Source organism: Tabrizicola sp., from assembly GCF_041919135.1.
Classification (GTDB): domain Bacteria; phylum Pseudomonadota; class Alphaproteobacteria; order Rhodobacterales; family Rhodobacteraceae; genus Tabrizicola.
Genome location: NZ_JAYRUJ010000022.1, coordinates 24,704 through 50,486 on the forward strand (window position 1 = coordinate 24,704; position 25,783 = coordinate 50,486).

Here is a 25,783-nt window from a genome sequence, read left to right on the forward strand (position 1 = left end):
TCGCCCGAGGTTTTCGCGCGTCCTTCACGCGCGAAGACCGAGATGAAAGGCTTGCGCCGCAAGGCGCTCGATTCAAAAACCGCCGGTCAAAGGGCGCGGCGCATGTGGCGGTGCGGGATGCCCGCGTCCAGGAACTCCTCGCCCTCGACCGCGAAGCCCAGCTTCTCGTAGAACCCCGTCGCATGGGACTGTGACCCGAGATAGGCCTCCGCCACCCCCGGCATTCCGCGCAATTCCGCCAGCGCCGCCCGGATCAGCGCCGCCCCCAGCCCGGTCCCCCGCGCCTCGGGCAGGACGCAGACCCGGCCGATCTTGCCCGTGGCCCCCCGCACCAGCAGCCGCGCCGTCCCGACCGGCCGCCCGCCGTCCAGGGCCAGCAGGTGGATCGCCGCCTCGTCCAGCCCGTCCAGTTCCTCCGCCTCGCTGACGCCCTGCTCCTCGATGAAGACTGCCCGGCGCAGGCGTTGGCAGGCGGCGATGTCGCGCGTCACCTCGATGCCCGGACCCTCGGGCCTCATGCGAAATACTCCCGCAGGATGCGGCCATAGATCGCCTTCAGCTGGTGGATCTGCGCCACCTCCACCCGCTCGTCGACCTGGTGCATGGTCCTCCCGACCAGGCCGAATTCCACCACCGGGCAATGATCCTTGACAAAACGCGCGTCCGAGGTCCCGCCAGAGGTCGAGGCCACCGGCTTCCGCCCCGTCTCCGCCGCCACCGCCGCCGCCACCAGTTCCGACAGCGCGCCCGGCGGCGTCAGGAAGGCCTCGCCCGAGACGCTGATCTTCAGCCCGATCTCCACCCCCGTCGCCTCGGCCACCGCCGCCGCCTCGCCCCGCAGCCAGTCCGAGAGCGTGGCCCCCGAATGCATGTCGTTGAAGCGGATGTTGACCGTGGCCGTCGCCCGCGCCGGGATCACGTTGGTCGCGGGATTGCCGCAGTCGATGGTGGTGATCGCCAGGGTCGAGGGGTCGAAATGCGCCGTCCCCCGGTCCAGCGGCTCGGCCTCCAGCCGGGCCAGCAGGCGCACCATCGCGGTCAGCGGGTTCTTCGCCCGGTGCGGATAGGCGCTGTGGCCCTGCACCCCGACCGCCGTGACATGCGCGGTCATGCTGCCGCGACGGCCGATCTTCATCATCTCGCCCATCTCGTTCGGACAGGTCGGCTCGCCCACCAGGCAATGCGTCATCCGCTCGCCGTTGAAGGCCATCCAGTCCAGGATCGCCACCGTCCCGTCGGTGCCCTCGCCCTCCTCGTCGCCGGTGATCGCCAGGATCACCGCGCCATCGGGCGGGGTCTCGCGCACGAAATCCACCGCCGCCGCGACAAAGGCCGCGACGCCCGACTTCATGTCGCAGGCCCCCCGGCCATACATCACCCCGTCCTCGATCTCGGCCCCGAACGGATCATGCCGCCAGGCCCCGGCATCGCCCACCGGCACCACATCGGTATGGCCGTTGAACCCGAAGGCCCGGTTCGCCCCCGGCTTGCCCCAGCGCGCATACAGATTGGCGATCCCGCCCCGGTCGACGCGGGTGCAGGCGAACCCCGCCTCATCCAGTATCCCCGCCAGAAGCGCGATCGCGCCCCCCTCCTCCGGCGTGACCGAGGGGCAGCGGATCAGGCGGGCGGTCAGGTCGGCGGGGTCGAGCTTTTCGGTCGGCATCGGGTCATCCAGGGCTGTCTCGGGCCTGTATTGCGTAACCGCTGCCGCGCCCTGCCGCAACCGCGCCGCTCGTCGTTCGACTGCGTCTCCTCCTCGCCCCCCCCGCGACGAGTGGTCGAAGACCATCGAGGAGCGATCCCGCCCCACGGCGCCCCCCGGCCTCAGTCGAAAAACGGCGTCATCTGCGCCACGATCACCGAATTCTCGTCCAGCGCGCGGCGCATCAGCGCCTGCTCCTCGGCGTCAATCTCGTCCCCGGCCTTCAGCCGCTCGTCCAGGGTGCCATGGCCCGTCACCTCCAGCGGCGCAAGGTCGGCCTCCTTCAGGATCGCCACCGTCTCGCGCACGGCCTCGGCCTCGTCGACGCCGCTGGCATAGATCACCAGCCCCGCCCCGGTGGCCTTGTCCGGCAGGCCATCCCCCGGCTTGCGGCCGACTTCGACCACCAGCGTATAGACCTGCTGCGGCCGCTTGACCTTCTCGGGACGCGCCTCTTCCATCTCAGTCCCGCAACAATTCGTTGATCGAGGTCTTGGAGCGCGTCTGCGCATCCACCTTCTTCACGATCACCGCGCAATACAGGTTGATCCCGCCCTTCGACGGCATCGAGCCCGCGACGACGACCGATCCCGCCGGAACCTCGCCATACATCACCTCGCCGGTTTCCCGGTCGACGATCTTGGTCGACTTGCCGATGAAGACCCCCATCCCCAGGACCGAGCCCTCGCGGACGATGCAGCCCTCGACCACTTCCGACCGCGCGCCGATGAAACAGTTGTCCTCGATGATCGTCGGGCCGGCCTGCATCGGCTCCAGCACGCCGCCGATGCCGACGCCGCCCGACAGGTGGACGTTCTTGCCGATCTGCGCGCAGGAGCCGACCGTGGCCCAGGTGTCCACCATGGTGCCGCTGTCGACATAGGCGCCCAGATTCACGAACGACGGCATCAGCACCACGCCCGGCGCGATATAGGCGCTGCGGCGCACCACGCAGTTCGGCACCGCGCGGAAACCGGCGGCCTTCCACTGCGCCTCGCCCCAATGGGCGAACTTGCTGTCCACCTTGTCCCACCAGGTCCCGCCCTGCGCGCTGCCGGTATGGACCTCCATGTCCTTGAGGCGGAAGCCCAGGAGGACGGCCTTCTTCGCCCACTGGTTCACATGCCAGTCGTTGCCGCGCTTCTCGGCCACCCGCAGCGTGCCCGCATCCAGCGCGGCCAGCGTCGCCTCGATCGCGCTGCGCGTCTCGCCCTTGGTCGCCGGGGTGATCGTGTCCCTGGCCTCCCAGGCGGCTTCGATGGCGGCTTCCAGTGCGGCGTTGGACATGCGGATCCCCTTTTCGGTTGGTCACGGCGGCCCCGACCCTATAAGGCTGAACCCGACACCACGCAATTGCCAGGCGCGACACATGAAGGACGAACCCCGAAGCCACCCGTTCCGCGACAGTATCGAGGACATCGCGGCGACCAAGCGCATCCCGGACACGGCCCAGACCCGCGCGCCCGCCTATCGCCTTGCCTTCGCCGACCACGATTTCCTCACGCGCGAGGAGCTGCGCCCGGTCCGGCTGCAGCTGGAGCTGCTGAAGCCGCAGATGATCATGGACGAACGCGGCATCGAATCGACCGTGGTCATGTTCGGCGGCGCCCGCATCCCGGCGCCGGAGAACCGCGACCATGCCCGGACCGAGACGCTGGCCAACCTGTCGCATTACTACGAGGAAGCCCGCCGCTTCGCCCGCGCGATGACCGAGCGCAGCGTCGCCACCTATGGTCGCGAATGGGTGATCACCACCGGCGGCGGCCCCGGCGTGATGGAGGCCGGCAACCGCGGCGCGGACGAGGCCGGGGGCCAGTCCATCGGGCTGAACATCGTGCTGCCGCATGAACAGGCCCCGAACGCCTATGTCACGCCGGACCTCAGCTTCAACTTCCACTATTTCGCCATCCGCAAGATGCATTTCCTGATGCGGGCCAAGGCGATCGTGGTCTTCCCCGGCGGCTTCGGCACGATGGACGAGCTGTTCGAAAGCCTGACCCTGGTCCAGACCGGCCGGATGAAGCCGATTCCCTTCCTGCTGTTCGGCCGCGACTGGTGGGAAAAGGTGGTGAACTGGGGCCACCTGGCCGAGGCCGGGGTGATCTCGCCCGAGGACCTCGCGCTCTTCGCCATGGTCGAGACGGCGGAAGAGGCGGTCAGCGTGATCGACGGCTGGCAGATTCCGGCCTGAGCGCAAGCCGGCAATGGCGCCCACCCCACCCCGCCCCCCGATTCGCGGCGGCATGGTTAACGCCTCCTCCGGCGGCCCTCCGTCCGGACGGATGCCAGACGCATGCCAGACCGATGCCAGACGCTTCACCCGCCGGTAATCCGCCGGATTACCACCGCGTTCTCAACCACTTGCCCGGCGCAGCGTCTCGCGCTCCCAGCCGTCCGTGAATTCCACCCGCTCGCAGCCCGCAAAGGCCGCCAGCCGGTTCAGTTCCGCCTCCAGCTTCGACCGGCGGGCTTTCGTCAGCTTCACCCCGGCCTCGGGCCAGAACGCCTTGACCCGCAAGGCCCCGGCGTCCCGGAAGGCCTTCACGTCGATCCTTCCGACCAGCCGGTCCCCCTCCAGCACCGGAAAGACGTAATAGCCGTAAAGCCGTTTCGGCTCGGGCACGAAGACCTCGATCCGGTAGTGGAAGCCGAACAGGAACTCGGCCCGGTCGCGGTCGCGCAGGGCCGGATCGAAGGGTGACAGGATGCGCAGGCGCGGGGCGGGTCCGGGTGGGTCATCCTCCAGAATCTCCGGGAAAATGAAGGTCTTGCGGCGCTGGCCCAGGGCCCCCTCGACCTCGGCCTCGATGATCTCGCCGCGCGCCAGGGCCTCCCGGCACCAGTCCTTTGCCGCCTCCGGTCCGATCGCATTCCAGTAGGCGGCGATCTCGCCCGAGGTGCCGAAGCCAAGCTGCCGCAACCCCGTCCGGCAGGCCCAGTCGGTCACCGCCTCGGCCGGCACCGGCCTGCGATGCGCCTCGGGGATCACCCGCTCGGTCAGGTCGTAGATCTTGGCGAAACCGTCGCGCCGGGTGATCGCCAGCCGCCCGGTCCGCCACAGCCATTCCAGCGCGGTCTTGGACGGATGCCAGTCCCACCAGCCGCCCTTGCCCCGGACCTCCCCCTCGCCCACATCCGCCGTGCCCACAGGGCCGTCCCTGGCTATCCGGTTGAGAATACTGTCGAATTGCGCCTCATACCCCTCGCGGAACCAGCGTTTCCAGTTCGCCTCCAGCCGCTGGGCATCGCGCCGGAAGCGGTGCTGCCACAGGCCGTGCAGCCCGACCGGCAGGATCGAGGCGTCATGCGTCCAATGCTCCCACAGGCTCCGGTCCCGCTCGATCAGCCGCTTCAGCGCGGGCGGGCGAAAGGCCTGGCGCCGCGACCAGAGGATCATCTCATGCGCCCGGGCGACGGTGTTGATGCTGTCCACCTGGACAAAGCCGATCCGCTCGACCAGCGCCTCCAGCGCCGCGCCGCTCGCGGGGCCGACCGGGGCCTCGGCAAGCGCATGGCGGTCCAGGAACAGGCGGCGGGCGCGGAGGTTGGGGATCAGCTCGGGCATCGCCAATCGGTAGCACCAGCCGGAATGCGGTCAAGCCGGGTTCACAACCCCGCCTCGGCCGCGATCTGCGCCTTCGACTTGCGGGCGCGCTCGGTGGCCGATTTCAGCTGCCCGCAGGCGGCCATGATGTCCTCGCCCCGCGGCGTGCGGATCGGCGAGGCATAGCCGGCCTTGTAGATGATGTCGGCGAAGGCATGGATCCGGTTGCCCGAGGACCGCTTGTAGGGCGCGCCGGGCCATTCGTTGAACGGGATCAGGTTAACTTTGGCCGGGATGCCTTCCAGCAGTTTCACCAGCCGATGCGCATCCTCCTTGCTGTCGTTCACCCCCTCCAGCATCACATATTCGAACGTGATCCGCTCCGAGTTCGACAGGCCCGGATAGGCCTTCAACGCCTCCAGCAAGGTGTTGATGTTCCAGCGTTTGTTGATCGGCACCAGCACGTCGCGGACCTCGTCCGTGGTGGCGTGGAAGCTGACCGCCAGCTGGCAGCCGATCTCGGTGGCGGTGCGGGCGATCTCCGGCACGACGCCGCTGGTCGAGAGCGTGATCCGGCGGCGGCCCAGCGCGATGCCCTCGCCGTCCATCACGATCTGCATCGCGTCGCGGACATTCTCGAAGTTGTAGAGCGGCTCGCCCATCCCCATCAGCACGATGTTGGAGATGAGGCGCACCTCCTCTTTCGGCGCGCCGGGGACGGGCCATTCGTCCAGGTCGTCGCGCGCCATCATCACCTGGCCGACGATCTCGGCCGCGGTCAGGTTGCGCACCAGTTTCTGCGTGCCGGTATGGCAGAAGGAACAGGTCAGCGTGCAGCCGACCTGGCTGGAAATGCAGAGCGTGCCCCGGTCGGTCTCGGGGATGTAGACCACCTCGACCTCATGCCCGCCGGCGATGCGGACCAGGTATTTGCGGGTGCCGTCTTCGGAAATCTGGCGGGTCACGACCTCGGGGAGTTCGATGCAGAAGTTCTGCTCCAGCAGCGCGCGATAGTCCTTGGCGAGGTTCGTCATCAGCGCGAAATCGCGCACCCCCCAGTGGTAAACCCATTGCCAGACCTGGCCGAGGCGCATCTTCGCCTGTTTCTCGGGCGTTCCGGCCGCGATCAGGGCCTCGCGCAGGGCGGCGCGGGTCAGGCCGACGATATTGGTCCGGCCGCCCTCGGGCAGTTTGCGCGGAATGGTCAGCACGTCTTGCGTGATGGGGGCGCTCATGGCGGCAGATCCTTTTACCGGGCCTTGTCACAGGCGATCTGAATGTCGCTGCGGATATAGGCGAGACGCGGCGAAAAGAAAAGCGCCCCGCGAGGGGGCGCCGGGATGCAGCCTGTCGGGCGCCTACTTGCAGCGTTTCTCGGCGTCTTCCATCGCGGCGGTGAAACCGCGCAGCGAGAAGTTGTCCACCGTCTGCGTGCCCTTGCCCGAGCGCGCCGTAAGCGTGGCCCCCCCGCCGGCCTTCATCGCGGCCAGAAGCTTGGCGTCATCCTCGGGGCTGCCGGGCCAGGCCCATTCGCCATCGGTGAAAAGCTGGTGCGGCTTGCCGTCGATCATCACCTCGACCGTCGATCCGTCGGCAAAGGGATAGCCGCCGGTAAAGCTGATCTCGCCCGGCTTGCCGGGACGGAAGGTCACGAACAGCAGGATGTCGCCGCGCCGCACGCTGACCGGCTGGCCGTCACGGGTATTCACCGATTCCTTGGGCTTGGAGACGCCCCAGCATTCCTTGGGGCTTTCCTCGGCAAAGACGCTCCAGTCCGTCATCGTGGCGACGAGATTGGTGGATTCCTGCGCCACGGCACCCGTGGCCAGAACCGAGAGGGTGGCGACCGCAAGCGCGCGACCGATAGGGGAAGTCATGTCCGACGCAGCCTCCAAGCTGTCTTGTTGCCCGGCGCCACCCGGCCGTTTTCACTGGCGCGGCGCCTGTCTACCCGATATTCCAGCCTTAGCCAAAAACACCAATCCGCGAAAGCCCCATGGGCGACAATTCGCGCATATGTTACGGGGATTGCCATGACGGCTGCGCATCCGATGGTCGAGCTTTGGCGCGGCGGGCTGCTGGAAAGCACCCATGCCGGCCATGCGGTGATCTGGGGCCCGGACGGGATCGAGGACAGCTGGGGCGACCCGGACAAGGTGATCTTCCCGCGCTCCTCTTGCAAGATGATCCAGGCCCTGCCGCTGGTCGAGACCGGGGCCGCCGATGCCCTGGGCCTGACGCCCGCGCATCTGGCCTTTGCCTGCGCCAGCCACCAGGGCGAGGCGCGGCATTTGAAGCTGGCCGCGGACTGGCTGGCCGCGATCGGCCTGGCGGAGCCCGCCTTGCGCTGCGGCGCGCACGAGCCCTATGACCGGGACGAGCGCAACCGCCTGATCAAGTCGGACGAAAGCCCCTGCCAGTTGCACAACAACTGCTCGGGCAAGCATTGCGGCTTTCTGACGGTGACGCGGCATCTGGGCGCGGGGCCGGAATATGTCGAGATCGACCATCCCCTGCAGCGGATGATCCGCGAGACGACCGAGGAAGTCACCGGCGAGACCGTGGCGGGCTACGGGATCGACGGCTGCTCGGCGCCGAATTTCGCGGTGACGGTCGCGGGGCTGGCGCGCGCGATGCAGGCCTTTGCGGCGGCGCGCGAGGATGGCGATGGCCGTGCGCGCGCCATGCAGCGGCTGGCCCGCGCCATGGCCATCCATCCCGAGCTGGTGGCCGGCGAGGGCCGGGCCTGCACCGAGCTGATGCGCGCCATGGGCCATGCGGTCGCGTTGAAGACCGGGGCCGAGGCCGTCTTCGTGGCGATCCTGCCCGAACAGCGGCGCGGCATCGCGCTGAAGATCGTCGATGGCGGCACCCGGGGATCGGAGGCGGCGATCACCGCCCTTCTGATCCGGGCCGGGGTGCTGGATCCGGCCCATCCCGCCGCGCTGAAGCGGCTGGGCGGCGTCCAGCGCAACTGGCGCGGGCTGGAGACCGGGACGGTCCGGGTCGCGCCGGGCTTTCTCCGTTGATTAAAGGTGCAAAGCGGGTAAGCTTTCGGGATGAACGCCGAGGCTCCGATCCCGTTTCCGCAGACGCGGCACATCCCCGATGAGGTCAGCTTCGACCGGCGCGAACTGGGGCTGATCCTGCGGCTGTACGGAAGGATGGTCGCTGCCGGGGAATGGCGCGACTATGCCATCGCCGCGATGCGCGACCTGGCGGTCTTCGCGGTGTTCCGCCGCACGGCCGAGACCCCGCTCTACCGGATCGAGAAGCGGCCGAAGCTGCGCAGCCGCCAGGGGCTTTACGCCGTGGTCGGGATGGACGGCCGCGTGCTGCGGCGGGGCCATGACCTTGACCAGGTGCTGAAGGTGCTGGAGCGTCGGATGATCGGCCCGGTCTAGCCTGCGGCCCCCTCCTCGTTCGACTGCGTCTCCTCGTCGGCGAGGCGTGCAGGAGGCGCGGGGGTCAGACCCGCTGCCGCGCCTGCACCAGCCCGCCGCCATTGGCCGCGATCCGGGCGACGGCATCGCGGATGCCCTCATAGCTGACCGACATCGTGTGGCCGTTGGCGTGGATCAGCAGATCCTGGTTCACCACCAGCGCGACATGGCCTTTCCAGAACACCAGATCGCCGCGCCGCAGCTGCTCCTCTGCGCCAAGCCCGCGACCCATCGCCATCTGCATGTCGCTGTCGCCCGGACAGGTCCTCCCCGCCGCGTGGAGCGCCACCTGCACCAGGCCCGAGCAATCGATGCCGAAGCGGGAGTTGCCGCCCCAGAGATAGGGCGTGCCCAGCAGGCTTTCCGCGACCAGCACCGGATCGGGGGCCCATTGGCCGACCGGATGCAGATGCGCCACCGGCACATAGCCGAAGTCGGTGCTGGCCCAGGCACCCCAGGCGCCCTGGACCGCCACGCGCGAGCCGAGGCTGAGCGAGGCCAGCTCCTGCGCCTGGACCGAGGGGGCCTCATACAGATGGGTGGCGGGGGCCATGACCCAATGCGTCGGCTCGGGCCCGTTCCCCAGCGCCGCCTCCTTCACCCAGCCGCAGTAGCCGTCCTTTTCCGAGATCACGAAGGCATGGTCCCGGTCGCGGTCGATCACCGTCACCGCATCGCCCAGCAGAAGCTGGCGGTCCCGCGCGCCGTCCGGTGCGGCGCGAAGGTCGGCCAGGGGCAGCACGACCCGCGCGGGCTCGCCCTCGGTCAGGGGGGCGGCCACCAGGTCCCGCAGCGAGACATGGGCCACCCTGCCGGAAAACGGCGTCGTCCTGCGATCCATCACCCTCTCCCCCCTCTCAGACCTTCAGACCCAGCGCCTGCGGCAGGGCCCCCAGCAGCGCCCGCGCCCCCTGGCCCACCGCACCCTTGGGCCGGGCGGGCTGGTCGCTGGGGGTGTGGCCGTAGATGTCGAAATGCACATAGCGCGGCACGTCCACGAAGCGGCGCAGGAACAGCGCGGCAGTGATCGAGCCGGCGAAGCCATAGCCCGGCGCATTGTCCAGATCGGCGATCCCGGGCTCGATCACGCTTTCATAGGCGTCGTGGAAGGGCATCCGCCAGACCGGATCGAAGCCCGCGGCCGCCCCCGCCTCGACCGCGGCGGCAAGCCGGGCGTCGTCGCAGTAATAGGGCGCGAGGTCCGGCCCCACCGCCACCCGCGCCGCGCCGGTCAGCGTGGCCATGCTGACCAGGAGGTCGGGCCTGTCCTCGCAGGCATGGGCCAGCGCGTCGGCCAGGACCAGCCGGCCTTCGGCATCGGTATCGTTGACCTCGACGGTAAGGCCCTTGCGGCTGGTCAGGATGTCCTTCGGTTTCAGGGCATTGCCCGCGATCACATTCTCGACCGCCGGGATCAGCACCCGCAGGCGCAGCGGCAGGTCCAGCGCCATGATCATCTGCGCCAGCCCCATCACCGTGGCCGCGCCGCCCATGTCCTTCTTCATCAGGCTCATCCCCGACGAGGGCTTGAGATTGAGCCCCCCGGTGTCGAAGCAGACCCCCTTGCCGACCAGGGTGAGCTTCGGCCCGCGCTCGCCCCAGCTCATGTCCAGAAGCCGCGGGGCGCGCGGGCTGGCGCGGCCGACGGCATGGATCATCGGGAAGTTGCGCGCTAGCAGCGCCTCGCCCGAGGTGACCGCGACCTTTGCCCCGAAGCCCCGCGCCAGCGTGTTCAGCACGACCTCCAGCTCTCCCGGCCCCATGTCCTGCGCCGGGGTGTTGATCAGGTCGCGGGTCAGCACCTCGCCCTCGGCCATGGCGGTCAGCCGGTCCGCATCCACCCCCTCGGGGCAGACGAGGCGCGGCACCTCGGCCGGTTTGCGGCCGGGGCGGTAGCGATCGAATCGGTAGCCGGCCAGCAGCCAGCCAAGCGCAGCCTCGCGCCGTTCATCCCCGGACAGGCTGCCCTCCAGCCGCCAGTCGCCGCCCGGCAGCGCCGCGACCGCCCTCGCCAGGCCGAAGCGCAGCCGCCGCCGGGCCTGGGCCGTGCCGTAACCCGCCACCGCCCCGGCAACCGCGCCGCCCGGCCCCGGCAGGAGCCTGACCTCGCCCAGGCCAGCCTCGAATCCCGTCAGCCAGCCGGCCCAGGCCTTGCCCGCGCCATCGCGGAAGGCGGCAAGCTCCTCGGGGCGCAGGACATGCAGCGGCAGGGCGGCGGCGGAGGGGGCGGCAAAGGTCATCTCGTTGGCGGCTTGGGGTCGGGTCACGGGGTTTCCTTCAGGGGAAAGGGAATTTGCATGTCACGCAAGGCTTGTGTCACGAAGGTCTAACAATTCCTGAAGGAACGGCAATTGCCATCGGTCGATGCAAGGCCCTGCCCGCCGGAAATGCGCCCGCCCGACCCCCGCGCATTGGCCTAGACTGCGGCCGGTCCGCGCATCGCCCGCGCGGACCGGCCTGCCTCAGCCCGAAAGGTCGGCCGTGCCAAGGTCCGGCGACAGCGACTGTTCCGCCACCCGCAGAAGCCGCGCCCAGACGGAAGAGAAAGCCGTGCCGTCCGCCCGCTCCAGACAGGTCTTCGCATCCCCCGCGACGGTTGCCAGGGTGACCAGGCCCATATCCTCGGACAGGCGGCGGAGGCGGCCGAGCTGGCGCGCGAGATCGCGCAGCTCTTGCGCCCGGACCTTCTCGGCGATGCCCGCCATCGTCAGCGCCAACTCTCCCAGAGCCCGCGTCACCATCTGTTCCGCCACCGGCGCGCCGAGATTGCGATACATCACCGCGATCGCCTCGACGTCCTGGCGCACGACATCCTGCGGCCGCAAGACCGTCACCTGTCCCATCCGGATCACCCATATTCCAACACAACCCGAGGCCGATCCTGCGCCCTCATGCTGAAGAAAGGGTTGCCCTCAATGCGCAGGCGCGGGAAATTGCCTCTCGAATTTTCGACGAATGCGCCTTAGGCAGGAGCGGCAGCGAAGGACCGAGCCCATGATGAACCACATCCGCCCCCTGCCCAGCTACCTCGTCCAGCGTTTCCACGGCTGGCGCGCGACGACCTACCAGGACAACCGCGCCTGGTTCCGGCGCCTGGCCGAATCCGGGCAGCATCCGCGCGCCATGGTGATCTCCTGCTGCGACAGCCGCGTGCATGTCACCTCGATCTTCGGCGCCGACGAGGGCGAGTTCTTCATCCACCGCAACATCGCCAACCTGGTGCCGCCCTATACCCCGGACGGCGAGCGCCACGGCACCTCGGCGGCGGTCGAATATGCGGTCACCAGCCTTGGCGTGGCGCATATCGTGGTGCTGGGCCATTCGAACTGCGGCGGGGTGAAGGGGTGCCACGACATGTGCAGCGGCCATGCCCCGCAACTGGAGGAGAAATCCAGTTTCGTCGGCCGCTGGATGGACATCCTGCGCCCCGGCTATGAGAAGGTGGCCGGCCTGCCCGAGGCCGAGCTGCTGCGGGCGCTGGAAAAGCAGGCGGTGCTCACCAGCCTCGACAACCTGCTGACCTTCCCCTTCGTCAAATCGGCGGTGGAGGATGACCGGCTGACGCTGCACGGGCTGTGGAACGACACCGGCGAGGGGCTGCTGGAGCAGTTCGACCCGGCCCGGGGGATCTTCGTCGCGGTCTGAGCGGCGGGCGCGGGCTCAGGGCATTATCGCCCCCTGCCCGCGCGCGTTCAGCGAAGCTCCATCCCCTCGGGCCAGGAGAGGCTGTGCTCCAGCGTGATGGTCTGCTTTCCGCCCGAGGGCAGGTCGAACTCCCAGGCCAGGATGCCGCGCTGGCCGTCGACGTCGGTCTCGTCCGGCGCGGGCGAGGCGGTGACCTCGATCTCCAGCTCGGACTGCTCGCTATAGGGCACCTGATCCAGCAGCCGCACCGGCCAGGCCTCGTCGCCGGTGTTCTCGACCGTGATCACAACGCTTTCGCTTTGCTCGTTCGCGGTGGTGAAGACCCCGGTCTCGCCCGCCGCGCGTCTTGGCATCTCGCGTTTCAGCCGCAGCGTCTCGATTGCGCCGAAGCCGATCTCGGTCTCGCTTCCCGGTGCGATCCCGTCGATCCAGGCGGTCCCGACCAGCACGCCCTCGCGGAAGAGAAGCGCCTCGCCGGGCAGGAGGGGCTCGCCGCCGGAATTGGTGAAGCTGGCCGAGACGAAGGCGGTCGCGTCAAGGCGCGGCACGGCGAGGGCCTTGATCACCGGCGCGAAGCTCAGGCTGTCGAGGGCAAGGCGCAGGTCCTCGGCCCCCGAGGCCACGGTGACGGGCTCGGGGTAGTGGTAGACCACCGTATCGCCTTCCAGCGCCGCCGCCGCGGTGATGGGCGCGGGGGCGGCCACTTCCGGCATCGCCTCGGCATCCATCGCAGCACCTCCGGCCAGACGGGACAGGTCGTCCTTCGCGCCCTCGGGCTCGATCCGGCGCAGTTCGGGCCAGAGCGACGAGGGTGCGGCCTGCTGGCTGGGCGCCGAGGAGGAGAGCGTCAGCGCGACCCCGGACCAATCCTCGCCGGTCTGTTGCGTCACGAGGACAGAGCGGTCGAAGGCCAGCGCATCGCCGCCCTCGCGCGTCAGTTTCAGATCGTAGAACGGCCGCCAGCCCGCCCCGCCGACATATTGCGTGATGGTGACGCTATGTTCCCCGGCCTCGGCGGTCAGGTCGACGGCCAGCGCGGTATAGTCCATGTCGGCCGAGGGCAGGGCGTCAAGGGCCGCGCGGGCCTTCTGCAGGGCTTCCTGCGCCGCCTCCAGCGCCTTGCGGGCGGGCCAGAGTTCGGCGCGGGCGGCAAGCGCCGCCTGCCGGGCCGCCAGCGTCTCGCTCCCGATCATCGCGGCCATGGCCCGGATCGTCTCGGGCGTGGCGGCATCGGGCAGCGCGCCGGAGAAGGAGGCCAGGAAGCGCGCCTGCGCCTCGGCGGCCTCGACCCGGGCCTGCACGGCATCGAGGGCGAGGAGCGCCGCCTGCTCGGCGGCTTCGAGCCGCTCGACCTCGGCCTGCGCTTCCGCCTGCGCCGGGGTCAACGGCTCCTCACGCGGGGGGAGGCGGTCGGCGCGCAGGTTGAAGGCGCCAAGCCGGAGGCCCGCGCCGGGGGCAAGCTGGATCAGCCCCGGCTCGCTGGCCGCGGGCAGGTCGGTGACCAGCAGCTCGTGCCGCCCGGCGGCGGGGACGGTGAAGGCGACCTCGCGCGTCAGCCTCGCGCCCTCGGGGTAGACGGTGACGGCGGTGATCCGGCTGGCTGCGGGGATCGTGTCGGCCATGGCAGGCAAGGCGGTGGCGAGGAGGAGCGGGAGAAGCATGCGCATGGCGGTGGCCTGTCGGGGAAGGGTCTGGGCGCGAGGGTAGGCCCGTCGGCGCGCATTGCGCAAGGCGGGAAACCCGTCCCTATCGCCCCGCTTGCCGCGCCAGCGCCTGAGCGGCGAGGCCGGGACGCGGGTGGCCGGGGAAGCCCGCGCCGAAGCGGCGGACGAGGGCGAGATAGGCGGGGCCGACCTGGCTGGACTTGGCAAGGGGGTCGCCGGTGGCGGCGTCGATCAGATTGAGGCCACCGCCCGCGGGCTGGAAGCGAAGGCCACGCCGGCGCAGGGCGGACTGCAGCGCGGGCCAGTCCTGCGCTTCGGCGAGCGCCTCGGCGACGAGAAGCCGAAGGCGCACGAGGAGCTGCTCGTCGATGACTTCGTCACTCCTCGCCTTGCGGCGCTCGTTGCGCTGCACCTCCAGCCGCACCAGATCGCGCAGCACCGCGCCGGGAGTTTCGTCCCGCGCCCGGCAAATCGCGGCGAAACGTCGCCACAGCAGGTCATCGCAATGGAAAAGGGTCTCGGCCATGGACCGAGACCCTGTCAGACAAGGGTAAAGAAAGTCTTAGCCCTTCTTCAGCACCCTCGACCCCAGCAGCTCGGCGATCTGCACCGCGTTCAGCGCGGCGCCCTTGCGCAGGTTGTCGCTGACGCACCACAGGTTCAGCCCGTTCTCGATGGTCGAATCCTGCCGCACGCGGCTGACATAGGTCGCGAATTCGCCCACGCATTCGATCGGGGTGACGTAGCCGCCCGCCTCGCGCTTGTCGACCAGCATGATGCCGGGCGCCTCGCGCAGGATGTCCTGCGCCTCCTGCCAGTCCAGGAACTCCTCGGTCTCGATGTTGATCGCCTCGGAATGGCCGACGAAGACCGGCACGCGGACGCAGGTCGCGGTGACCTTGATCGAGGGGTCGAGGATCTTCTTGGTCTCGGCCACCATCTTCCATTCTTCCTTGGTCTCGCCCGAGTCCAGGAAGACGTCGATATGCGGGATCACGTTGAAGGCGATCTGCTTGGAGAACTTCTTCGGCGGAACCTCCTGCACCGGGTTGTAGACCGCCTTGGTCTGCTCCCAGAGTTCGTCCATCCCCTCTTTCCCGGCGCCCGAGACGGACTGGTAGGTCGAGACGACGACACGCTTGATCTTCGCCCGGTCATGCAAGGGCTTCAGCGCCACCACCATCTGCGCGGTCGAGCAGTTGGGATTCGCGATGATGTTGCGCTTGGCATAGCCGTGGATCGCGTCGGCGTTCACTTCCGGCACGATCAGCGGGATCTCGGGATCGTAGCGGTAGAGCGAGGAATTGTCGATCACCACGCAGCCCGCCGCGGCGGCCTTGGGGGCATAGGTTTTGGTCGCCTCGGAGCCCACGGCGAACAGCGCGATGTCCCAGCCGGTGAAGTCGAAAGTGTCCAGGTCCTTGGTCTTGATAGTCTTGTCGCCAAAGCTGACTTCGGTGCCGAGAGATTTGCGCGACGCCAGCGCGGCGATCTCGTCCACCGGGAACTCGCGCTCGGCGAGGATGTTCAGCATTTCGCGGCCCACGTTGCCCGTGGCACCCGCGACGACGACCTTGTAGCCCATCGGGGTTCTCCTTTGTCCGTCCCGGACCTCGGGACGGGCGGCTGTTAGCGCATGGGCCGCGCGGGGGAAAGCGGATTCGTCCGGCCTCGCGTCAGTCGGCGCGGTCCTGTGACAGAAGATAGACGGCCAGGCCGATGGCGGTGCTGACGGCGAAGAACAGGAACACCGCCGCATAGGGCGCGGCCGCGGGGGCGGCCGGGGTCGCGGCATGGATGCGGCCGGTGACAATCTGGGCGATGCCGATGGGCGCGATGCCGAAGAGGTTGAGCAGCGTCACCCCCCGCCCGGTCAGGTGCGGCGGCACGAAGGACCGGCCATGCGCCAGCACGATGGGAAAGCTGGCGCCCAGAAAGCCCGCGGCGACCAGGATCGCGGTCGCCACCGCCGGCGGGGCCGCCGCGAACCACCACAAGGCGAAGAGACAGGCCACACCGGCCGCATTGCCCGCGATGACCAACCACTTCCTGCGGCCGAGCAGGCGGTCCAGCGGCCCGTAGGCGAAGTTCCCGGCCACCATGGCCAGCCCGACCCAGAGGCTGATCCGCCCGATCTCCAGCGGGTCCGCGCCATGCACATCGGCGAAATAGGGGCCGATCCACAATCCCCGCAGCCCGGCGATCGGCGCATAGCAGACCACCATCATCGCCAGGATCGGCCAGAGCGCGGGCATCCGCAGAAGCTCGACCAGCGAGCCCTTGCGCCCGGCCTCCAGCCGCTCGGGGTCGCGCACCAGCGCGAGGATCGCCAGCGCCACCGCCCCGGTGATGGCGGCAAGGCCCAGCATGGTCTCGCGCCAGCCGAAGGCCGCGACCGTCCAGGACAGGGGCAGCGCCGAGGCGACATTGCCCAGCGTCCCTACCCCCAGCATCAGCGCGGCCAGCGTGCCGAAGACCGTGGGCGAGAAGCTGCGGGCGAAGATGAAATAGCCGGCCATCAGGACCGGCGCGCAGCCCGCACCGATCAGCGCCATCGCCAGCTTGATCTGCAGGGCCCCGGTCGCCTGGGAGAACAGGACCGCCCCGCCCGCCCCCAGCGCCAGCAGAAGGCCCGTGGTCAGCCGCGGCCCCACCCGGTCGAGCCAGGCGCCGATCGGCACCTGCATCGCCGCGAAGGCCAGGAACCACCAGCCCGAGGCCGAGGCGAGATCCGCCGCCGAGACGCCAAGTTCGGCGGTCAGGACCGGCGTCATCACCGCCAGGAAGGCGCGGTAGAACTGGCTGAGGACATAGGCCAGGACGAGGGCGGCAATGCCGATGCGCATGGGGCGAAGCTCTCGCAGGGGTCCGGAGGTTGTGACAAGCGGCGCGGCCGGGCGCAAGGCGATTTCTGGAAGAAATCGCATCGGAACCCTTGCAGGTTCCGGCGCCCGGCGGACTTGCGGGAATCCGGCGATGGGCGTCTGATGCAGGGGATTCGCCCGGAGGTTCCGATGCGCCTGTCCCTTTGCCTTGCCCTGCTTTCCGCCGCTCCCGCATTCGCCAACGACGGTTTCGGCGGGCTCTCCGCCACCGGCCTGACCTTCGGCCAGACCGAGGCCGTCACGATGGAGGAGGAGCGGCTTTTCATCGGGATCGACAGGGTGAGCGTGGACTATGTCTTCCGCAACACGACCGCCCAGGATGTCACCGGCGAGGTGATCTTTCCCCTGCCCCCGATCAGCGTCTGGGCGGGCTACGAGGGGATGATGAACCTGCCCGAGGACCTGTCGCAGCCCGATCTCGTCGGCTTTGCCGCCACGGTGGACGGCCAGCCGGTCGCGGTCACCATCGACCGGATCGCCGTGGTGCAGGAGAACTGGGAAAGCGCCACGCTGGCCGAGCAATACGACACGCCGGGCCGCGAGGTGACCGCCGATCTGGAGCGCCTGGGCATCCCCCTGGCGCTGGACTGGGTCGCGCTGCGCGAACTGCTCCTGTCCTTCCCCGAGGAAAAGCGCAACGAGGTCGCGGCGCTGGGGCTGGCGGAATATTTCGAGGGCGACGCGGCGCAGGACATCCCGCCCGATGTCTGGGGCGCATGGTCCATCGTCACCCGCTATCACTGGACCCAGACCTTTCCGGCGGGCAAGGAGCTGCGGATCGGCCACAGCTACACCAACCGCCCGCCGGGGGGCCTGTTCTACTGGTCCGAACCGCCGGAGGACTATCAGCAGACGCTGGTGGAGCAGTATTGCATCGATGCCGGCACCTCGAAGGCGATGGCCAAGGCGCTGAAGAACCCCGGGGGCGAAGACCATGGCAATTACGGCACGGCCTATTACCTCTCCTACGTCCTGCGGACGGCGAACAGCTGGGCCGGACCGATCGGCAGGTTCAGCCTGACGCTGGACAAGGGCGATCCAGGGAACGTGATCTCGCTTTGCGCCGAGGGGGTGAGGAAGACCGGCCCGACCACCTTCGTGATCGAGAAGACCGATTACACGCCCGACCGCGACCTCGAGGTGCTGGTCGTCCAGCCGATGCCGAAGGAATAGCGGGCCGCTCGTCGAGCATTTCATGCACTCCTCGCGGGATGATCCCCGACGAGTGCACGAAGTGCTCGAGGAGGATGCGGGTCAGGCCGCCAGCGCCACCATCTGGCGCTCACGGATCGGCAGGTGGACGATGGCCGAGAAGGCCCCGACGCCGACGCCGATCCACCAGACCAGCGTATAGTCGCCGTGCAGGTCATACATCCGCCCGCCCAGCCAGACGCCGAGGAAGCCGCCGATCTGGTGGCTGAGGAAGACGAAGCCGTAGAGCGTGCCCATGTAGCGGATGCCGTAGATATGCGCGACAAGCCCGCTGGTCAGCGGCACCGTCGCCAGCCAGAGCGAGCCCATGACCGCCGAGAAGATCAGCACGCTGGCCGGGGTGATCGGCATGAGGATGAAGACGGCGGCGGCGATGGTGCGGCCGACATAGACCGCGAACAGAAGGTATTTCTTGGTATATCGCTTGCCCAGGTATCCGGCCGTCAGCGTGCCCAGGATGTTGAACAGCCCGATCACCGCGATCGACACCGCCCCCAGCGCCGAGGTCGAGGTGATTCCCAGCCCGGCGAGCAGGCTGCTGGCGTCGATGGGCGAGCAAAGCTCGGTCACGAAGGCGGGGAAGTGGGCGGTGATGAAGGCCAGCTGATAGCCGCAGGAGAAGAAGCCCAGGAAGATCAGCGTATAGGACGGGTCGCGCATGGCGCGGGCCAGGACGGTGCCCATGCTCTCCTCCAGCTCGTGCCTGGTGGCCAGCTGCGGGCTGCGCAGGAAGGGGAGTGCCGCCAGCGTGGCCAGGATCACGGCGGCGAAGATCACGAAGACGACCTGCCAGGACCAGGATTGCAGCAGGAATTCGGCCGAGGGGGCGCCGATCACCTGCCCGGCCGAACCTGCCGCCGTGGCGATACCCAGCGCCATGGAGCGGTTCTCGGCGCTGGTGGCGCGGCCGACGATGGCCAGGATCACGCCGAAACCGGTGCCGGCGATGCCGAAGCCGATGATGATCGCCAGCAGCTGGTGCTGGCCCGGCGTGACCGCATAGGCCGAGAGGACCAGCCCCGCCGCATAGAGAAGCGCCCCGGCGATGATCGCGCGGCGGTCGCCGAACCGCTCGGCCAGGGCGCCGAACAGCGGCTGGCCGATGCCCCAGGCCAGGTTCTGGATCGCGATCGCCAGCGAGAAATCGGCCCGCATCCAGCCGAATTCCTCGGCGATGGGGATCTGGAACACGCCGAAACTGGCCCGGACGGCGAAGGAGATCATCAGGATCACGGATCCGGCGATCAGGACTGGGGTGACGAGCGGGGCTTTGGTCATCTTCGACTCCGGGCTGGGGCTGGAAGGTGCTGCGGCAAGACGGCGGGGTCAACCGGGAAGTTGCGGCGGCGCTGCGGGCCGGGCGGCAGGAAGTAGCGCGGTCTGGCGGCGGACGGGTCTTTTTCCCGGGGCCGCGTAGGGCTATGGGGGCTGGAAGACAGCGCAGGGCGGGCAATATCGCCACCCTGCGCTTGCGCGGGATGGAGGCGGGAATGCAGGAATGGTGGCGTGGCGCGGTGACCTATCAGGTCTATCCCCGGTCGTTCCAGGACAGCAATGGCGACGGGGTGGGCGACCTGCCCGGCATCACCCGCAGGCTTGACCATCTGGCGGGGCTCGGGGTCGATGCGGTCTGGCTCTCGCCCTTCTTCCGCAGCCCGATGAAGGACATGGGCTATGACGTCAGCGATTACCGCGACGTCGATCCGGTCTTCGGCCGGCTGGAGGATTTCGACCGGCTGATCGCAAGGGCGCATGAGCTGGGGCTGAAGGTCATCATCGACCAGGTCCTGAGCCATACGTCGGACCGGCACCCGGCCTTCGTGGAAAGCCGCCAGAACCGGCTGAACCCCAAGGCCGACTGGTATGTCTGGGCCGATGCCCGCCACGACGGCGGCCCGCCCTCGAACTGGCTGTCGGTCTTCGGCGGCACCGCCTGGGCCTGGGATGCGCGGCGCAAGCAGTATTACCTGCACAACTTCCTGGCCAGCCAGCCGGACCTGAACTTCCACAACCCCGAGGTCCAGGACTGGGCGCTGGAGACCCTGCGCTTCTGGCTGGACCGGGGGGTGGACGGCTTCCGCTTCGACACGGTCAACTATTTCTTCCACGACGCGAAATTCCGCGACAATCCCTCGGACTACCGCATCAAGCCCGAGACCGAGGCCAACCCCTACGGGATGCAGTACCACCTGTTCGACAAGAACCAGCCCGAGACCCTGCCCTGGCTGGAAAGGGTGCGCGGGGTGCTGGACGAATACGGCGCGATCTCGGTGGGCGAGATGGGCGAGAGCCACCATGCGATCCGGATGATGAACGAATACACCGCGCCCGGCCGGCTGCACCAGTGCTACAGCTTCGAGATGATGGGCAACGACTATTCCCCCGCCTGTTTCCGCGCCAAGCTGGCCGAGTTCTTCGCCGGGGCCGCGCGCGGCTGGCCGATGTGGGCCTTTTCCAACCACGACGTGCCGCGCCATGTCAGCCGCTGGGCCGGATATGGCGACACGCTGGATTGCCTGGCCAAGCAGGCCGGGTCGCTGCTTCTGTCCTTCGAGGGGTCGATCTGTCTCTGGCAGGGCGAGGAACTGGGCCAGACCGATACGCCGCTTGACCTGGAGGAGTTGACCGACCCGCAGGGCATCGCCTTCTGGCCCGAGCCGATCGGCCGCGACAACACCCGCACGCCGATGGTCTGGGACGGCTCGCCGCAGGCCGGGTTCACGACCGGCAAGCCCTGGCTGCCGGTCAAGGCGGAGCAGGCGGCGCGGCATGTCGCGGGCCAGGCGGGAGTGCCGGGCTCGGTGCTGGAGCATTACCGGGCGATGCTGGCCTTTCGCCGGGCGACGCCGGTGCTGCGGACCGGGCGGACCCGGTTCCTCGACCTGCATGACCCGGTGCTGGGCTTCCTCCGCGGCGAGGGCGAGGCCGCGCTTCTGTGCCTGTTCAACCTGTCGCCGGTGGCGCTGTCGGTGACGGTGGCGGGCGCGGACCGCCTGGATCCGGTCTCGTTCAACGCGGTGCTGGAGGGCGACCGGCTGACCCTCGGCCCCAATGCCGCGGCCTTCCTGCCGGTGACCGGCGAGGTCTCGGTCAAGGATTGAGGCGGGCGCAGGGTTATCCGTCCTTCGGGGGCATCAGGACCTGGGGCTCGGCCAGGCCCCTGGCGACCGCGGGAAAGGCGAAGACCTGGCCCGAGGCCGGATGCCTTGCCCGCGCCTCGGCGCTCATGTTCTCCAGCGCCGTGGTGACGAAAAGCGTGGAAAGGTCGGGGCCGCCGAAGGCCGGGCAGGAGGATTGCGTGGCGTCCGGCGTTTCCACCGCCTGCAGGAAGCGGCCGTCCGGGGTATAGCAGGCGACGCGGCCGGCGCCCCATTGCGCGTTCCAGAACCGTCCTTCGGCGTCGATCACCGCCCCGTCGGGATTCAGGCCCGCGCGGTCGAGGTCGAGCCAGGCCTCGGGCGTGCCCTGCGGCCAGCCCGCCGCGTCCAGCGCCACCTTCATCACCTGGCCGGTGGCGGTGTCCGAGAAATGCGCCACCCTGCCGTCCGGGGTGAAGCAGATCGAATTGGGAATGGAGATCCCCTTGAACAGCTGGCGCAATTCGCCGTCCCGCCAGCGCCAGACCGCGCCTGCGCCCTTTTCTGCCTTCCGGCCCATGGTGCCGAACCAGAAGCCGCCCTGCCGGTCCGCACGCCCGTCGTTCGAGCGGGTCGCGGCCGTGCCCGCCGCCGCGACCGGGCTGCGCGCGCCGCTGTCGAGGTGAAAGCGGAACAGGCCGGTCTCCGAGGCGATCAGGAGTTCGTCCCGCCCGACCCAGCCTGCGGCCGAGACCAGCTCGGGGAAGCTCCAGCTTTGCGCCCGGGAATGCAGCGTCCGGTTCAGGATGTCGAACCAGAACAGCTCTTCGCGCAAGGGATGCCAGAGCGCGCCTTCTCCAAGTTCGCAGGGACGCGCATCGTAGATCATGCGAATACCGCGTCGAAGGCGGCCACGATCGTCGCGGCGCGGCCGGCGATTTCCGCGGTCGAAAGGCCGGGAGTGTAAAGCGCGGTGCCGATGCCGAAACCGTCCGCCCCGGCGCGGGCCCAGTCGGCGAAGTTCGCCGGTCCCGCACCGCCGACGGCATAGACCGGCAGGTCCTTCGGCAGGACCGCGCGCAGCGCCTTCAGCCCCTCGGGGCCGATCAGGCTGCCGGGGAAGAGCTTGAGCCCCGTGGCCCCGGCCCGGATCGCCGCGAAACATTCGGTGGGGGTCATCACGCCGGGCCAGCTTGCCATGCCAAGCGCGCGGGTGGCCCGGATCACCTCGGGGTCGCAGTTCGGCGAGACGACCAGGCTGCCGCCCGCGGCCTTCACCTGCGAGACCTCGTCGATCGTCAGGACGGTGCCGGCGCCGATCTCGGTATCCTCGGTGGCGGCGACCATGGCGGCGATCGAGGCGAAGGGATCGGGCGAGTTCAGCGGGACCTCGATCCGGGTGATCCCGGCCCTTGCCAGCGCCCGTGCGGCGGCGGGGGCCTCGGCCGGGGTGATGCCGCGCAGGATGGCGATGAGGTTGCGGTGGGTCGTGGGGTGGGTCATGGCGAGGGGGCCTCGGTCCGGGGGGCAAGCGCGGCCAGGCCCGCAAGCGTGCAATCGGCGGCGGCGAGATGGGCGGCCTCCACCCCCTGCACGGCCAGGGCGCGGGCATAGGCGGCGGCCAGCGCGGCAGAGCCGATCAGGGTGACGCGCTGGCCCAGCCAGTAGGGCCGGGCGGCGGCCAGCTCGGCCCCGATCAGAAGGCCCGAGAGCCTGGCCCGCGCGGTGCCCGGCGCAAGTTCGGCCACCAGCCCCTCGGCCCGCAGCGAGAAGAGCCGCGCCGCAAGCCGTTCCGGGCGGGACAGCGCATCCGAGACCGAGCGGTCGAAGGCCTCCTCATCCCAGCCGCCGCCCTGCATTCCGTGGCGCAGGACCGAAGCTTCGGAGAGGAGCGCGAACATCTCGCCGGTCATGAAGGTCTGGAAGCTGACCACCTCGCCCGCGCTGACATGGGCCCATTTGGAATGGGTGCCGGGCAGGCAGATCACGCCGTCATAATCCGGCATCAGCCGCAACGCCCCGGCGATCTGGGTCTCCTCGCCGCGCATCACGTCGGCGGGCTGGGCCTGCATCAGCCCCGGCGCGATGGAGACCTGCAGGCGGGGATCGGTCGTCGGGGCCAGGATCATCGCCGCGGGGTCGAGGGGCGCGCAGGGCACCTTGCGATAGGGGGCCTCGCACCAGCCCTGGCGGGCACCGACCATGCCGCAGGCGATGACCGGCGGCCGTCCCTCCAGCCAGGGCGAGACCAGGCGCAGAAGCGCGGGCTCGAACTCGCCCGGCGTCAGGCGACCCATCCCCTCGTCCGAGCCGGCCTCGGCCAGGACGCAGCCATCCGCCGCCATCGCCCAGGCGCGCAGGTTCGAGGTCCCCCAGTCGACGGCAATCCAGGCGGGTTGGAACGGTCCGGTCATGCGGAAATATACCCCCCGTCAAGGATCAGCGTCTGCGAGGTCATCATGCGCGAGGCGTTCGAGGCGAGGAAGAGCACCGCCCCGGCCATATCCCCGGGCTGGATCGGGTCGGGCAGGCATTGCCGCGACAGATGCGCAGCCAGCCCCTCGGGCGTGACCCAGTGTTCCTTCTGCCGTTCGGTCATCACCCAGCCGGGCGCGATCGCGTTGACGCGGATGCGGTCCGGCCCGAACTCGCGCGCCAGCGTCCGGGTCAGGCCGACGATCCCGGCATTGGCGGTGATATAGGCGGCATAGCCCTTGTCGGCCATCATGAAGCTGATCGAGGAGAAGTTGACGATGCTGCCCCCGCCCGCCGTCTTCATCCCCGGAAGGACGGCCTGACAGGCAAAGAAATAGGACCGCAGGTTGACCGCCATCGACCAGTCCCAGAAGGCCTGATCGGTCTTCAGCGTCTCGTGCCGCTGGTCGTTCGCGGCGTTGTTCACCAGCACCGTGACCGGGCCATGGACCTGCGCGGCGGTGGCGAGCGTCTGTTGCAGCTGCGCGGTCTGTGCGATGTCGCAGGGCAGGAACAGCGGGCGGTTGCCGGTGGCCTTCTCCATCGCGTCGCAGAAGGGCGTCGCATCGGACCGCTGGCAGAAGGCGACCTTCGCCCCTTGCCGCAGGAAGGCCTCGGTCAGCGCCGCGCCGATGCCCGACCCGCCGCCGGTGATGAAGACGGACTGGTGCTTCAGATCGGGAAAGACGGGATCGGTCATCGCTTTCGTCCTCGGGCGGCCCGGTCGACGGGCCGGGCTACCGGCATCGGCAGTCATCACCCCTTGGCCAGCCAGCGTCAAGAAGAACCCGGAATCCGGGCGAGGGTTCCCATGCACCGCCCTGCCCCGGCCAGCGGACCGGCCTTACTGCGCGCGCCCCGCCCCGGATGCCGGTTCGAGCTGGTCCCGGTAGATCTGCAGCATCTGGTCGATCTTCTTCTCCCAGTCGTATTCGGCCCGGACCTTCGCCGCCCCGAGCGCGCCCATTCGCCCGGCAAGCCCTGGGTCGTTTGCCAGGCGCTGCATCGCTTCGGCCAGCCTTGGCACGAAGGTCGACCGGGGCACCGGAGACACCAGAATCCCGCAGGAGGGGTCGAGATAATCGGCCGGGCCGCCCCAATCCGCGGCAATGACCGGAAGCCCGAGACCCATCGCCTCCAGCACGACCGCCCCTCCGCATTCGCGCAGGGAATTGAGGACCAGGGCATCGGCCCGCGCCATCTTCGCGGCACATTCGGATTGCGGCAGGAACCCGTGAAAGGTCACGACATCCTGCAGATCCAAGGCCTTCGCAAGGGCTTGAAGCCGTTCTGTCTCGGGTCCGTCGCCCAGGATATCCAGGCGCAGATCGACCCCGGATTTCCGGGTCAGCGCCACCGCTTCCAGGGTCAGGTCCACCGCCTTCAACCCGACCAGGCGCCCCACGAAGACCAGGCGGAAGGCATTGTCGCCTTCCGGCCGCCGCAAGGCCCCTTTCCAGACCGAGAAATCGACCCCGTTCTCGACCAGACTGATCACCCTGGGATGGTTCGCGACGGGCAATCCCTTTCTGGTCCGCTCATTGGCAACCAGAAGCGCCGCGGCGCGCGTCTTTCCCGGAATGATCCGGTTTGCCAGACCGGCGAACAGGCGGCTGAACCCGATCATCCGGCGTTCCCAGGACGGCTGGTAATCCTCGTATCCGTCCGGGAAGCTCATGTTTCCGTTCATCGGGCCGATCACGACCGGAATGCCGAAACCGTATATCGCGGACGGCGCGCGCGGAGAAACCGGAATCGGCTGGTGGATTATGTCCGCCTTTCCCTCTGCGACAAGCGAACGGATGAGGCGCTTCTGGAAATGTTCATTCACAAATCCCATGGCGATTTCGACAATCGGCTTGAATCCCCGCGCGGGCAGGTGCTGCCCAATTCGCCAGATTGCCCGGTGCCATCCGGTGTCGGGAATGAAATCCACGAACCGGATTTCATCGCCGAGGGTTTCCTGCAGATCGTCCCGGTTTCTCTGATGTGCGATCAGGCGCACCTCATGGCCGCGCTGACGCAGAAGCTGGAAGTATTTGAGAGGCAGGAACGCTTCTCCGCCGAAACGGGAAGATGCATTCTGCGCAACAAGCAGAATCTTCATGCTCTCACTCACCAGACCGGACGGGA

At 68.9% G+C, this 25,783-nt stretch carries 26 protein-coding genes; 6 read left to right on the forward strand and 20 right to left on the reverse strand.

From position 1 onward, the window contains the following. Positions 1–86 precede the first annotated feature (86 nt). From ACE3UA_RS14795 to dapD, 4 genes are all read right to left on the reverse strand, one after another. On the reverse strand, positions 87–518 hold the full coding sequence (locus ACE3UA_RS14795; RefSeq protein ID WP_374646436.1) for a GNAT family N-acetyltransferase: 432 nt from the start codon (positions 516–518) through the stop codon (positions 87–89). After that, positions 515–1,666, reverse strand: a complete 1,152-nt coding sequence (dapE, locus tag ACE3UA_RS14800) for a succinyl-diaminopimelate desuccinylase (protein ID WP_374646437.1) — start codon at positions 1,664–1,666, stop codon at positions 515–517. The genes ACE3UA_RS14795 and dapE overlap by 4 nt, the downstream gene beginning before the upstream one ends. 161 nt (positions 1,667–1,827) lie before the next feature. Then, on the reverse strand, positions 1,828–2,166 hold the full coding sequence (locus ACE3UA_RS14805; RefSeq protein WP_374646438.1) for a hypothetical protein: 339 nt from the start codon (positions 2,164–2,166) through the stop codon (positions 1,828–1,830). Position 2,167: 1 nt separating this feature from the next. Then, on the reverse strand, positions 2,168–2,992 hold the full coding sequence (gene dapD / locus ACE3UA_RS14810) for a 2,3,4,5-tetrahydropyridine-2,6-dicarboxylate N-succinyltransferase (RefSeq protein ID WP_374646440.1): 825 nt from the start codon (positions 2,990–2,992) through the stop codon (positions 2,168–2,170). Positions 2,993–3,074: 82 nt separating this feature from the next. Here dapD and ACE3UA_RS14815 point away from each other — a divergent pair, with 82 nt between their 5' ends. Further along, positions 3,075–3,896, forward strand: coding sequence for a TIGR00730 family Rossman fold protein (locus ACE3UA_RS14815; RefSeq protein WP_374646442.1), 822 nt, complete (start codon positions 3,075–3,077; stop codon positions 3,894–3,896). A gap of 162 nt (positions 3,897–4,058) precedes the next feature. On the opposite strand, the gene ACE3UA_RS14820 is transcribed toward ACE3UA_RS14815, so the two are convergent. From ACE3UA_RS14820 to ACE3UA_RS14830, 3 genes are all read right to left on the reverse strand, one after another. Continuing rightward, on the reverse strand, positions 4,059–5,270 hold the full coding sequence (locus tag ACE3UA_RS14820; RefSeq protein ID WP_374646444.1) for a winged helix-turn-helix domain-containing protein: 1,212 nt from the start codon (positions 5,268–5,270) through the stop codon (positions 4,059–4,061). Positions 5,271–5,311: 41 nt separating this feature from the next. Beyond that, positions 5,312–6,484, reverse strand: coding sequence for a 23S rRNA (adenine(2503)-C(2))-methyltransferase RlmN (rlmN, locus tag ACE3UA_RS14825; protein WP_374646446.1), 1,173 nt, complete (start codon positions 6,482–6,484; stop codon positions 5,312–5,314). 123 nt (positions 6,485–6,607) lie between these two features. Next, positions 6,608–7,126 (reverse strand): invasion associated locus B family protein, encoded by a 519-nt coding sequence (locus ACE3UA_RS14830; protein WP_374646448.1) that lies wholly within the window; start codon positions 7,124–7,126, stop codon positions 6,608–6,610. Between the two features lie 156 nt (positions 7,127–7,282). Here ACE3UA_RS14830 and ACE3UA_RS14835 point away from each other — a divergent pair, with 156 nt between their 5' ends. Then, positions 7,283–8,278 (forward strand): asparaginase, encoded by a 996-nt coding sequence (locus ACE3UA_RS14835; RefSeq protein ID WP_374646450.1) that lies wholly within the window; start codon positions 7,283–7,285, stop codon positions 8,276–8,278. A gap of 30 nt (positions 8,279–8,308) precedes the next feature. Then, the gene (locus tag ACE3UA_RS14840; RefSeq protein ID WP_374646452.1) at positions 8,309–8,653 is read left to right on the forward strand and encodes a DUF2794 domain-containing protein; all 345 of its coding nucleotides are present in this window, start codon (positions 8,309–8,311) and stop codon (positions 8,651–8,653) included. Positions 8,654–8,717: 64 nt separating this feature from the next. Here ACE3UA_RS14840 and ACE3UA_RS14845 read toward each other — a convergent pair whose 3' ends face one another. The 3 genes from ACE3UA_RS14845 to ACE3UA_RS14855 all read right to left on the reverse strand — a co-directional run bounded on the left by ACE3UA_RS14845 (position 8,718) and on the right by ACE3UA_RS14855 (position 11,535). After that, complete coding sequence (locus ACE3UA_RS14845; RefSeq protein ID WP_374646454.1) at positions 8,718–9,533, reverse strand: C40 family peptidase; 816 nt, start codon at positions 9,531–9,533, stop codon at positions 8,718–8,720. A gap of 16 nt (positions 9,534–9,549) precedes the next feature. Beyond that, positions 9,550–10,932 (reverse strand): M17 family metallopeptidase, encoded by a 1,383-nt coding sequence (locus tag ACE3UA_RS14850; protein WP_374646504.1) that lies wholly within the window; start codon positions 10,930–10,932, stop codon positions 9,550–9,552. Between the two features lie 222 nt (positions 10,933–11,154). After that, positions 11,155–11,535, reverse strand: coding sequence for a hypothetical protein (locus tag ACE3UA_RS14855; RefSeq protein WP_374646456.1), 381 nt, complete (start codon positions 11,533–11,535; stop codon positions 11,155–11,157). 154 nt (positions 11,536–11,689) lie between these two features. Here ACE3UA_RS14855 and ACE3UA_RS14860 point away from each other — a divergent pair, with 154 nt between their 5' ends. After that, positions 11,690–12,337: a carbonic anhydrase gene (locus ACE3UA_RS14860; RefSeq protein WP_374646506.1), complete on the forward strand. Its 648-nt coding sequence runs from the start codon at positions 11,690–11,692 to the stop codon at positions 12,335–12,337. Positions 12,338–12,384: 47 nt separating this feature from the next. Here ACE3UA_RS14860 and ACE3UA_RS14865 read toward each other — a convergent pair whose 3' ends face one another. The 4 genes from ACE3UA_RS14865 to ACE3UA_RS14880 form a co-directional block, all read right to left on the reverse strand. Further along, positions 12,385–14,004 (reverse strand): DUF4139 domain-containing protein, encoded by a 1,620-nt coding sequence (locus tag ACE3UA_RS14865; RefSeq protein WP_374646458.1) that lies wholly within the window; start codon positions 14,002–14,004, stop codon positions 12,385–12,387. A 79-nt stretch (positions 14,005–14,083) separates the two neighbouring features. Further along, positions 14,084–14,527, reverse strand: a complete 444-nt coding sequence (locus ACE3UA_RS14870) for a hypothetical protein (RefSeq protein WP_374646460.1) — start codon at positions 14,525–14,527, stop codon at positions 14,084–14,086. A 36-nt stretch (positions 14,528–14,563) separates the two neighbouring features. After that, complete coding sequence (locus ACE3UA_RS14875) at positions 14,564–15,586, reverse strand: aspartate-semialdehyde dehydrogenase (protein WP_374646462.1); 1,023 nt, start codon at positions 15,584–15,586, stop codon at positions 14,564–14,566. Between the two features lie 91 nt (positions 15,587–15,677). Further along, positions 15,678–16,847 carry an MFS transporter gene (locus ACE3UA_RS14880; protein ID WP_374646464.1) on the reverse strand — a complete coding sequence of 390 codons (1,170 nt, stop codon included), beginning with the start codon at positions 16,845–16,847 and terminating at the stop codon, positions 15,678–15,680. Between the two features lie 168 nt (positions 16,848–17,015). Here ACE3UA_RS14880 and ACE3UA_RS14885 point away from each other — a divergent pair, with 168 nt between their 5' ends. Further along, positions 17,016–18,059 carry a DUF4424 family protein gene (locus ACE3UA_RS14885; protein WP_374646466.1) on the forward strand — a complete coding sequence of 348 codons (1,044 nt, stop codon included), beginning with the start codon at positions 17,016–17,018 and terminating at the stop codon, positions 18,057–18,059. 81 nt (positions 18,060–18,140) lie between these two features. Here the strand turns inward: ACE3UA_RS14885 and ACE3UA_RS14890 are convergent, their stop codons facing one another. Further along, on the reverse strand, positions 18,141–19,376 hold the full coding sequence (locus tag ACE3UA_RS14890) for an MFS transporter (RefSeq protein ID WP_374646468.1): 1,236 nt from the start codon (positions 19,374–19,376) through the stop codon (positions 18,141–18,143). Positions 19,377–19,588: 212 nt separating this feature from the next. Here ACE3UA_RS14890 and ACE3UA_RS14895 point away from each other — a divergent pair, with 212 nt between their 5' ends. Beyond that, positions 19,589–21,199, forward strand: a complete 1,611-nt coding sequence (locus tag ACE3UA_RS14895) for an alpha-glucosidase (RefSeq protein ID WP_374646470.1) — start codon at positions 19,589–19,591, stop codon at positions 21,197–21,199. 13 nt (positions 21,200–21,212) lie between these two features. Here the strand turns inward: ACE3UA_RS14895 and ACE3UA_RS14900 are convergent, their stop codons facing one another. From ACE3UA_RS14900 to ACE3UA_RS14920, 5 genes are all read right to left on the reverse strand, one after another. After that, complete coding sequence (locus tag ACE3UA_RS14900; protein WP_374646472.1) at positions 21,213–22,064, reverse strand: SMP-30/gluconolactonase/LRE family protein; 852 nt, start codon at positions 22,062–22,064, stop codon at positions 21,213–21,215. Beyond that, on the reverse strand, positions 22,061–22,678 hold the full coding sequence (locus ACE3UA_RS14905) for a 2-dehydro-3-deoxy-6-phosphogalactonate aldolase (RefSeq protein WP_374646474.1): 618 nt from the start codon (positions 22,676–22,678) through the stop codon (positions 22,061–22,063). Before ACE3UA_RS14905 ends, ACE3UA_RS14900 begins: the two co-directional genes overlap by 4 nt. Beyond that, positions 22,675–23,589 (reverse strand): 2-dehydro-3-deoxygalactonokinase, encoded by a 915-nt coding sequence (locus ACE3UA_RS14910; RefSeq protein WP_374646476.1) that lies wholly within the window; start codon positions 23,587–23,589, stop codon positions 22,675–22,677. The genes ACE3UA_RS14905 and ACE3UA_RS14910 overlap by 4 nt, the downstream gene beginning before the upstream one ends. Then, positions 23,586–24,350, reverse strand: a complete 765-nt coding sequence (locus ACE3UA_RS14915) for an SDR family NAD(P)-dependent oxidoreductase (RefSeq protein ID WP_374646478.1) — start codon at positions 24,348–24,350, stop codon at positions 23,586–23,588. The genes ACE3UA_RS14910 and ACE3UA_RS14915 overlap by 4 nt, the downstream gene beginning before the upstream one ends. A gap of 144 nt (positions 24,351–24,494) precedes the next feature. After that, positions 24,495–25,757, reverse strand: coding sequence for a glycosyltransferase family 4 protein (locus ACE3UA_RS14920; protein ID WP_374646480.1), 1,263 nt, complete (start codon positions 25,755–25,757; stop codon positions 24,495–24,497). Positions 25,758–25,783 lie beyond the last annotated feature (26 nt).

Bases quoted from the DNA above. Each gene is read 5' to 3' on its own strand.
- ACE3UA_RS14835 (WP_374646450.1), top strand. From the start codon at position 7,283: ATGACGGCTGCGCATCCGATGGTCGAGCTTTGGCGCGGCGGGCTGCTG.
- ACE3UA_RS14820 (WP_374646444.1), bottom strand. From the start codon at position 5,270: ATGCCCGAGCTGATCCCCAACCTCCGCGCCCGCCGCCTGTTCCTGGAC.
- ACE3UA_RS14865 (WP_374646458.1), bottom strand. From the start codon at position 14,004: ATGCGCATGCTTCTCCCGCTCCTCCTCGCCACCGCCTTGCCTGCCATG.
- ACE3UA_RS14910 (WP_374646476.1), bottom strand. From the start codon at position 23,589: ATGACCGGACCGTTCCAACCCGCCTGGATTGCCGTCGACTGGGGGACC.
- ACE3UA_RS14905 (WP_374646474.1), bottom strand. From the start codon at position 22,678: ATGACCCACCCCACGACCCACCGCAACCTCATCGCCATCCTGCGCGGC.
- ACE3UA_RS14850 (WP_374646504.1), bottom strand. From the start codon at position 10,932: ATGACCTTTGCCGCCCCCTCCGCCGCCGCCCTGCCGCTGCATGTCCTG.
- ACE3UA_RS14900 (WP_374646472.1), bottom strand. From the start codon at position 22,064: ATGATCTACGATGCGCGTCCCTGCGAACTTGGAGAAGGCGCGCTCTGG.
- ACE3UA_RS14880 (WP_374646464.1), bottom strand. From the start codon at position 16,847: ATGCGCATCGGCATTGCCGCCCTCGTCCTGGCCTATGTCCTCAGCCAG.
- ACE3UA_RS14870 (WP_374646460.1), bottom strand. From the start codon at position 14,527: ATGGCCGAGACCCTTTTCCATTGCGATGACCTGCTGTGGCGACGTTTC.
- ACE3UA_RS14840 (WP_374646452.1), top strand. From the start codon at position 8,309: ATGAACGCCGAGGCTCCGATCCCGTTTCCGCAGACGCGGCACATCCCC.
- ACE3UA_RS14830 (WP_374646448.1), bottom strand. From the start codon at position 7,126: ATGACTTCCCCTATCGGTCGCGCGCTTGCGGTCGCCACCCTCTCGGTT.
- dapE (WP_374646437.1), bottom strand. From the start codon at position 1,666: ATGCCGACCGAAAAGCTCGACCCCGCCGACCTGACCGCCCGCCTGATC.
- ACE3UA_RS14895 (WP_374646470.1), top strand. From the start codon at position 19,589: ATGCAGGAATGGTGGCGTGGCGCGGTGACCTATCAGGTCTATCCCCGG.
- ACE3UA_RS14885 (WP_374646466.1), top strand. From the start codon at position 17,016: ATGCGCCTGTCCCTTTGCCTTGCCCTGCTTTCCGCCGCTCCCGCATTC.
- ACE3UA_RS14915 (WP_374646478.1), bottom strand. From the start codon at position 24,350: ATGACCGATCCCGTCTTTCCCGATCTGAAGCACCAGTCCGTCTTCATC.
- ACE3UA_RS14795 (WP_374646436.1), bottom strand. From the start codon at position 518: ATGAGGCCCGAGGGTCCGGGCATCGAGGTGACGCGCGACATCGCCGCC.
- dapD (WP_374646440.1), bottom strand. From the start codon at position 2,992: ATGTCCAACGCCGCACTGGAAGCCGCCATCGAAGCCGCCTGGGAGGCC.
- ACE3UA_RS14860 (WP_374646506.1), top strand. From the start codon at position 11,690: ATGAACCACATCCGCCCCCTGCCCAGCTACCTCGTCCAGCGTTTCCAC.
- rlmN (WP_374646446.1), bottom strand. From the start codon at position 6,484: ATGAGCGCCCCCATCACGCAAGACGTGCTGACCATTCCGCGCAAACTG.
- ACE3UA_RS14855 (WP_374646456.1), bottom strand. From the start codon at position 11,535: ATGGGACAGGTGACGGTCTTGCGGCCGCAGGATGTCGTGCGCCAGGAC.
- ACE3UA_RS14875 (WP_374646462.1), bottom strand. From the start codon at position 15,586: ATGGGCTACAAGGTCGTCGTCGCGGGTGCCACGGGCAACGTGGGCCGC.
- ACE3UA_RS14805 (WP_374646438.1), bottom strand. From the start codon at position 2,166: ATGGAAGAGGCGCGTCCCGAGAAGGTCAAGCGGCCGCAGCAGGTCTAT.
- ACE3UA_RS14890 (WP_374646468.1), bottom strand. From the start codon at position 19,376: ATGACCAAAGCCCCGCTCGTCACCCCAGTCCTGATCGCCGGATCCGTG.
- ACE3UA_RS14920 (WP_374646480.1), bottom strand. From the start codon at position 25,757: ATGAAGATTCTGCTTGTTGCGCAGAATGCATCTTCCCGTTTCGGCGGA.
- ACE3UA_RS14815 (WP_374646442.1), top strand. From the start codon at position 3,075: ATGAAGGACGAACCCCGAAGCCACCCGTTCCGCGACAGTATCGAGGAC.
- ACE3UA_RS14845 (WP_374646454.1), bottom strand. From the start codon at position 9,533: ATGGATCGCAGGACGACGCCGTTTTCCGGCAGGGTGGCCCATGTCTCG.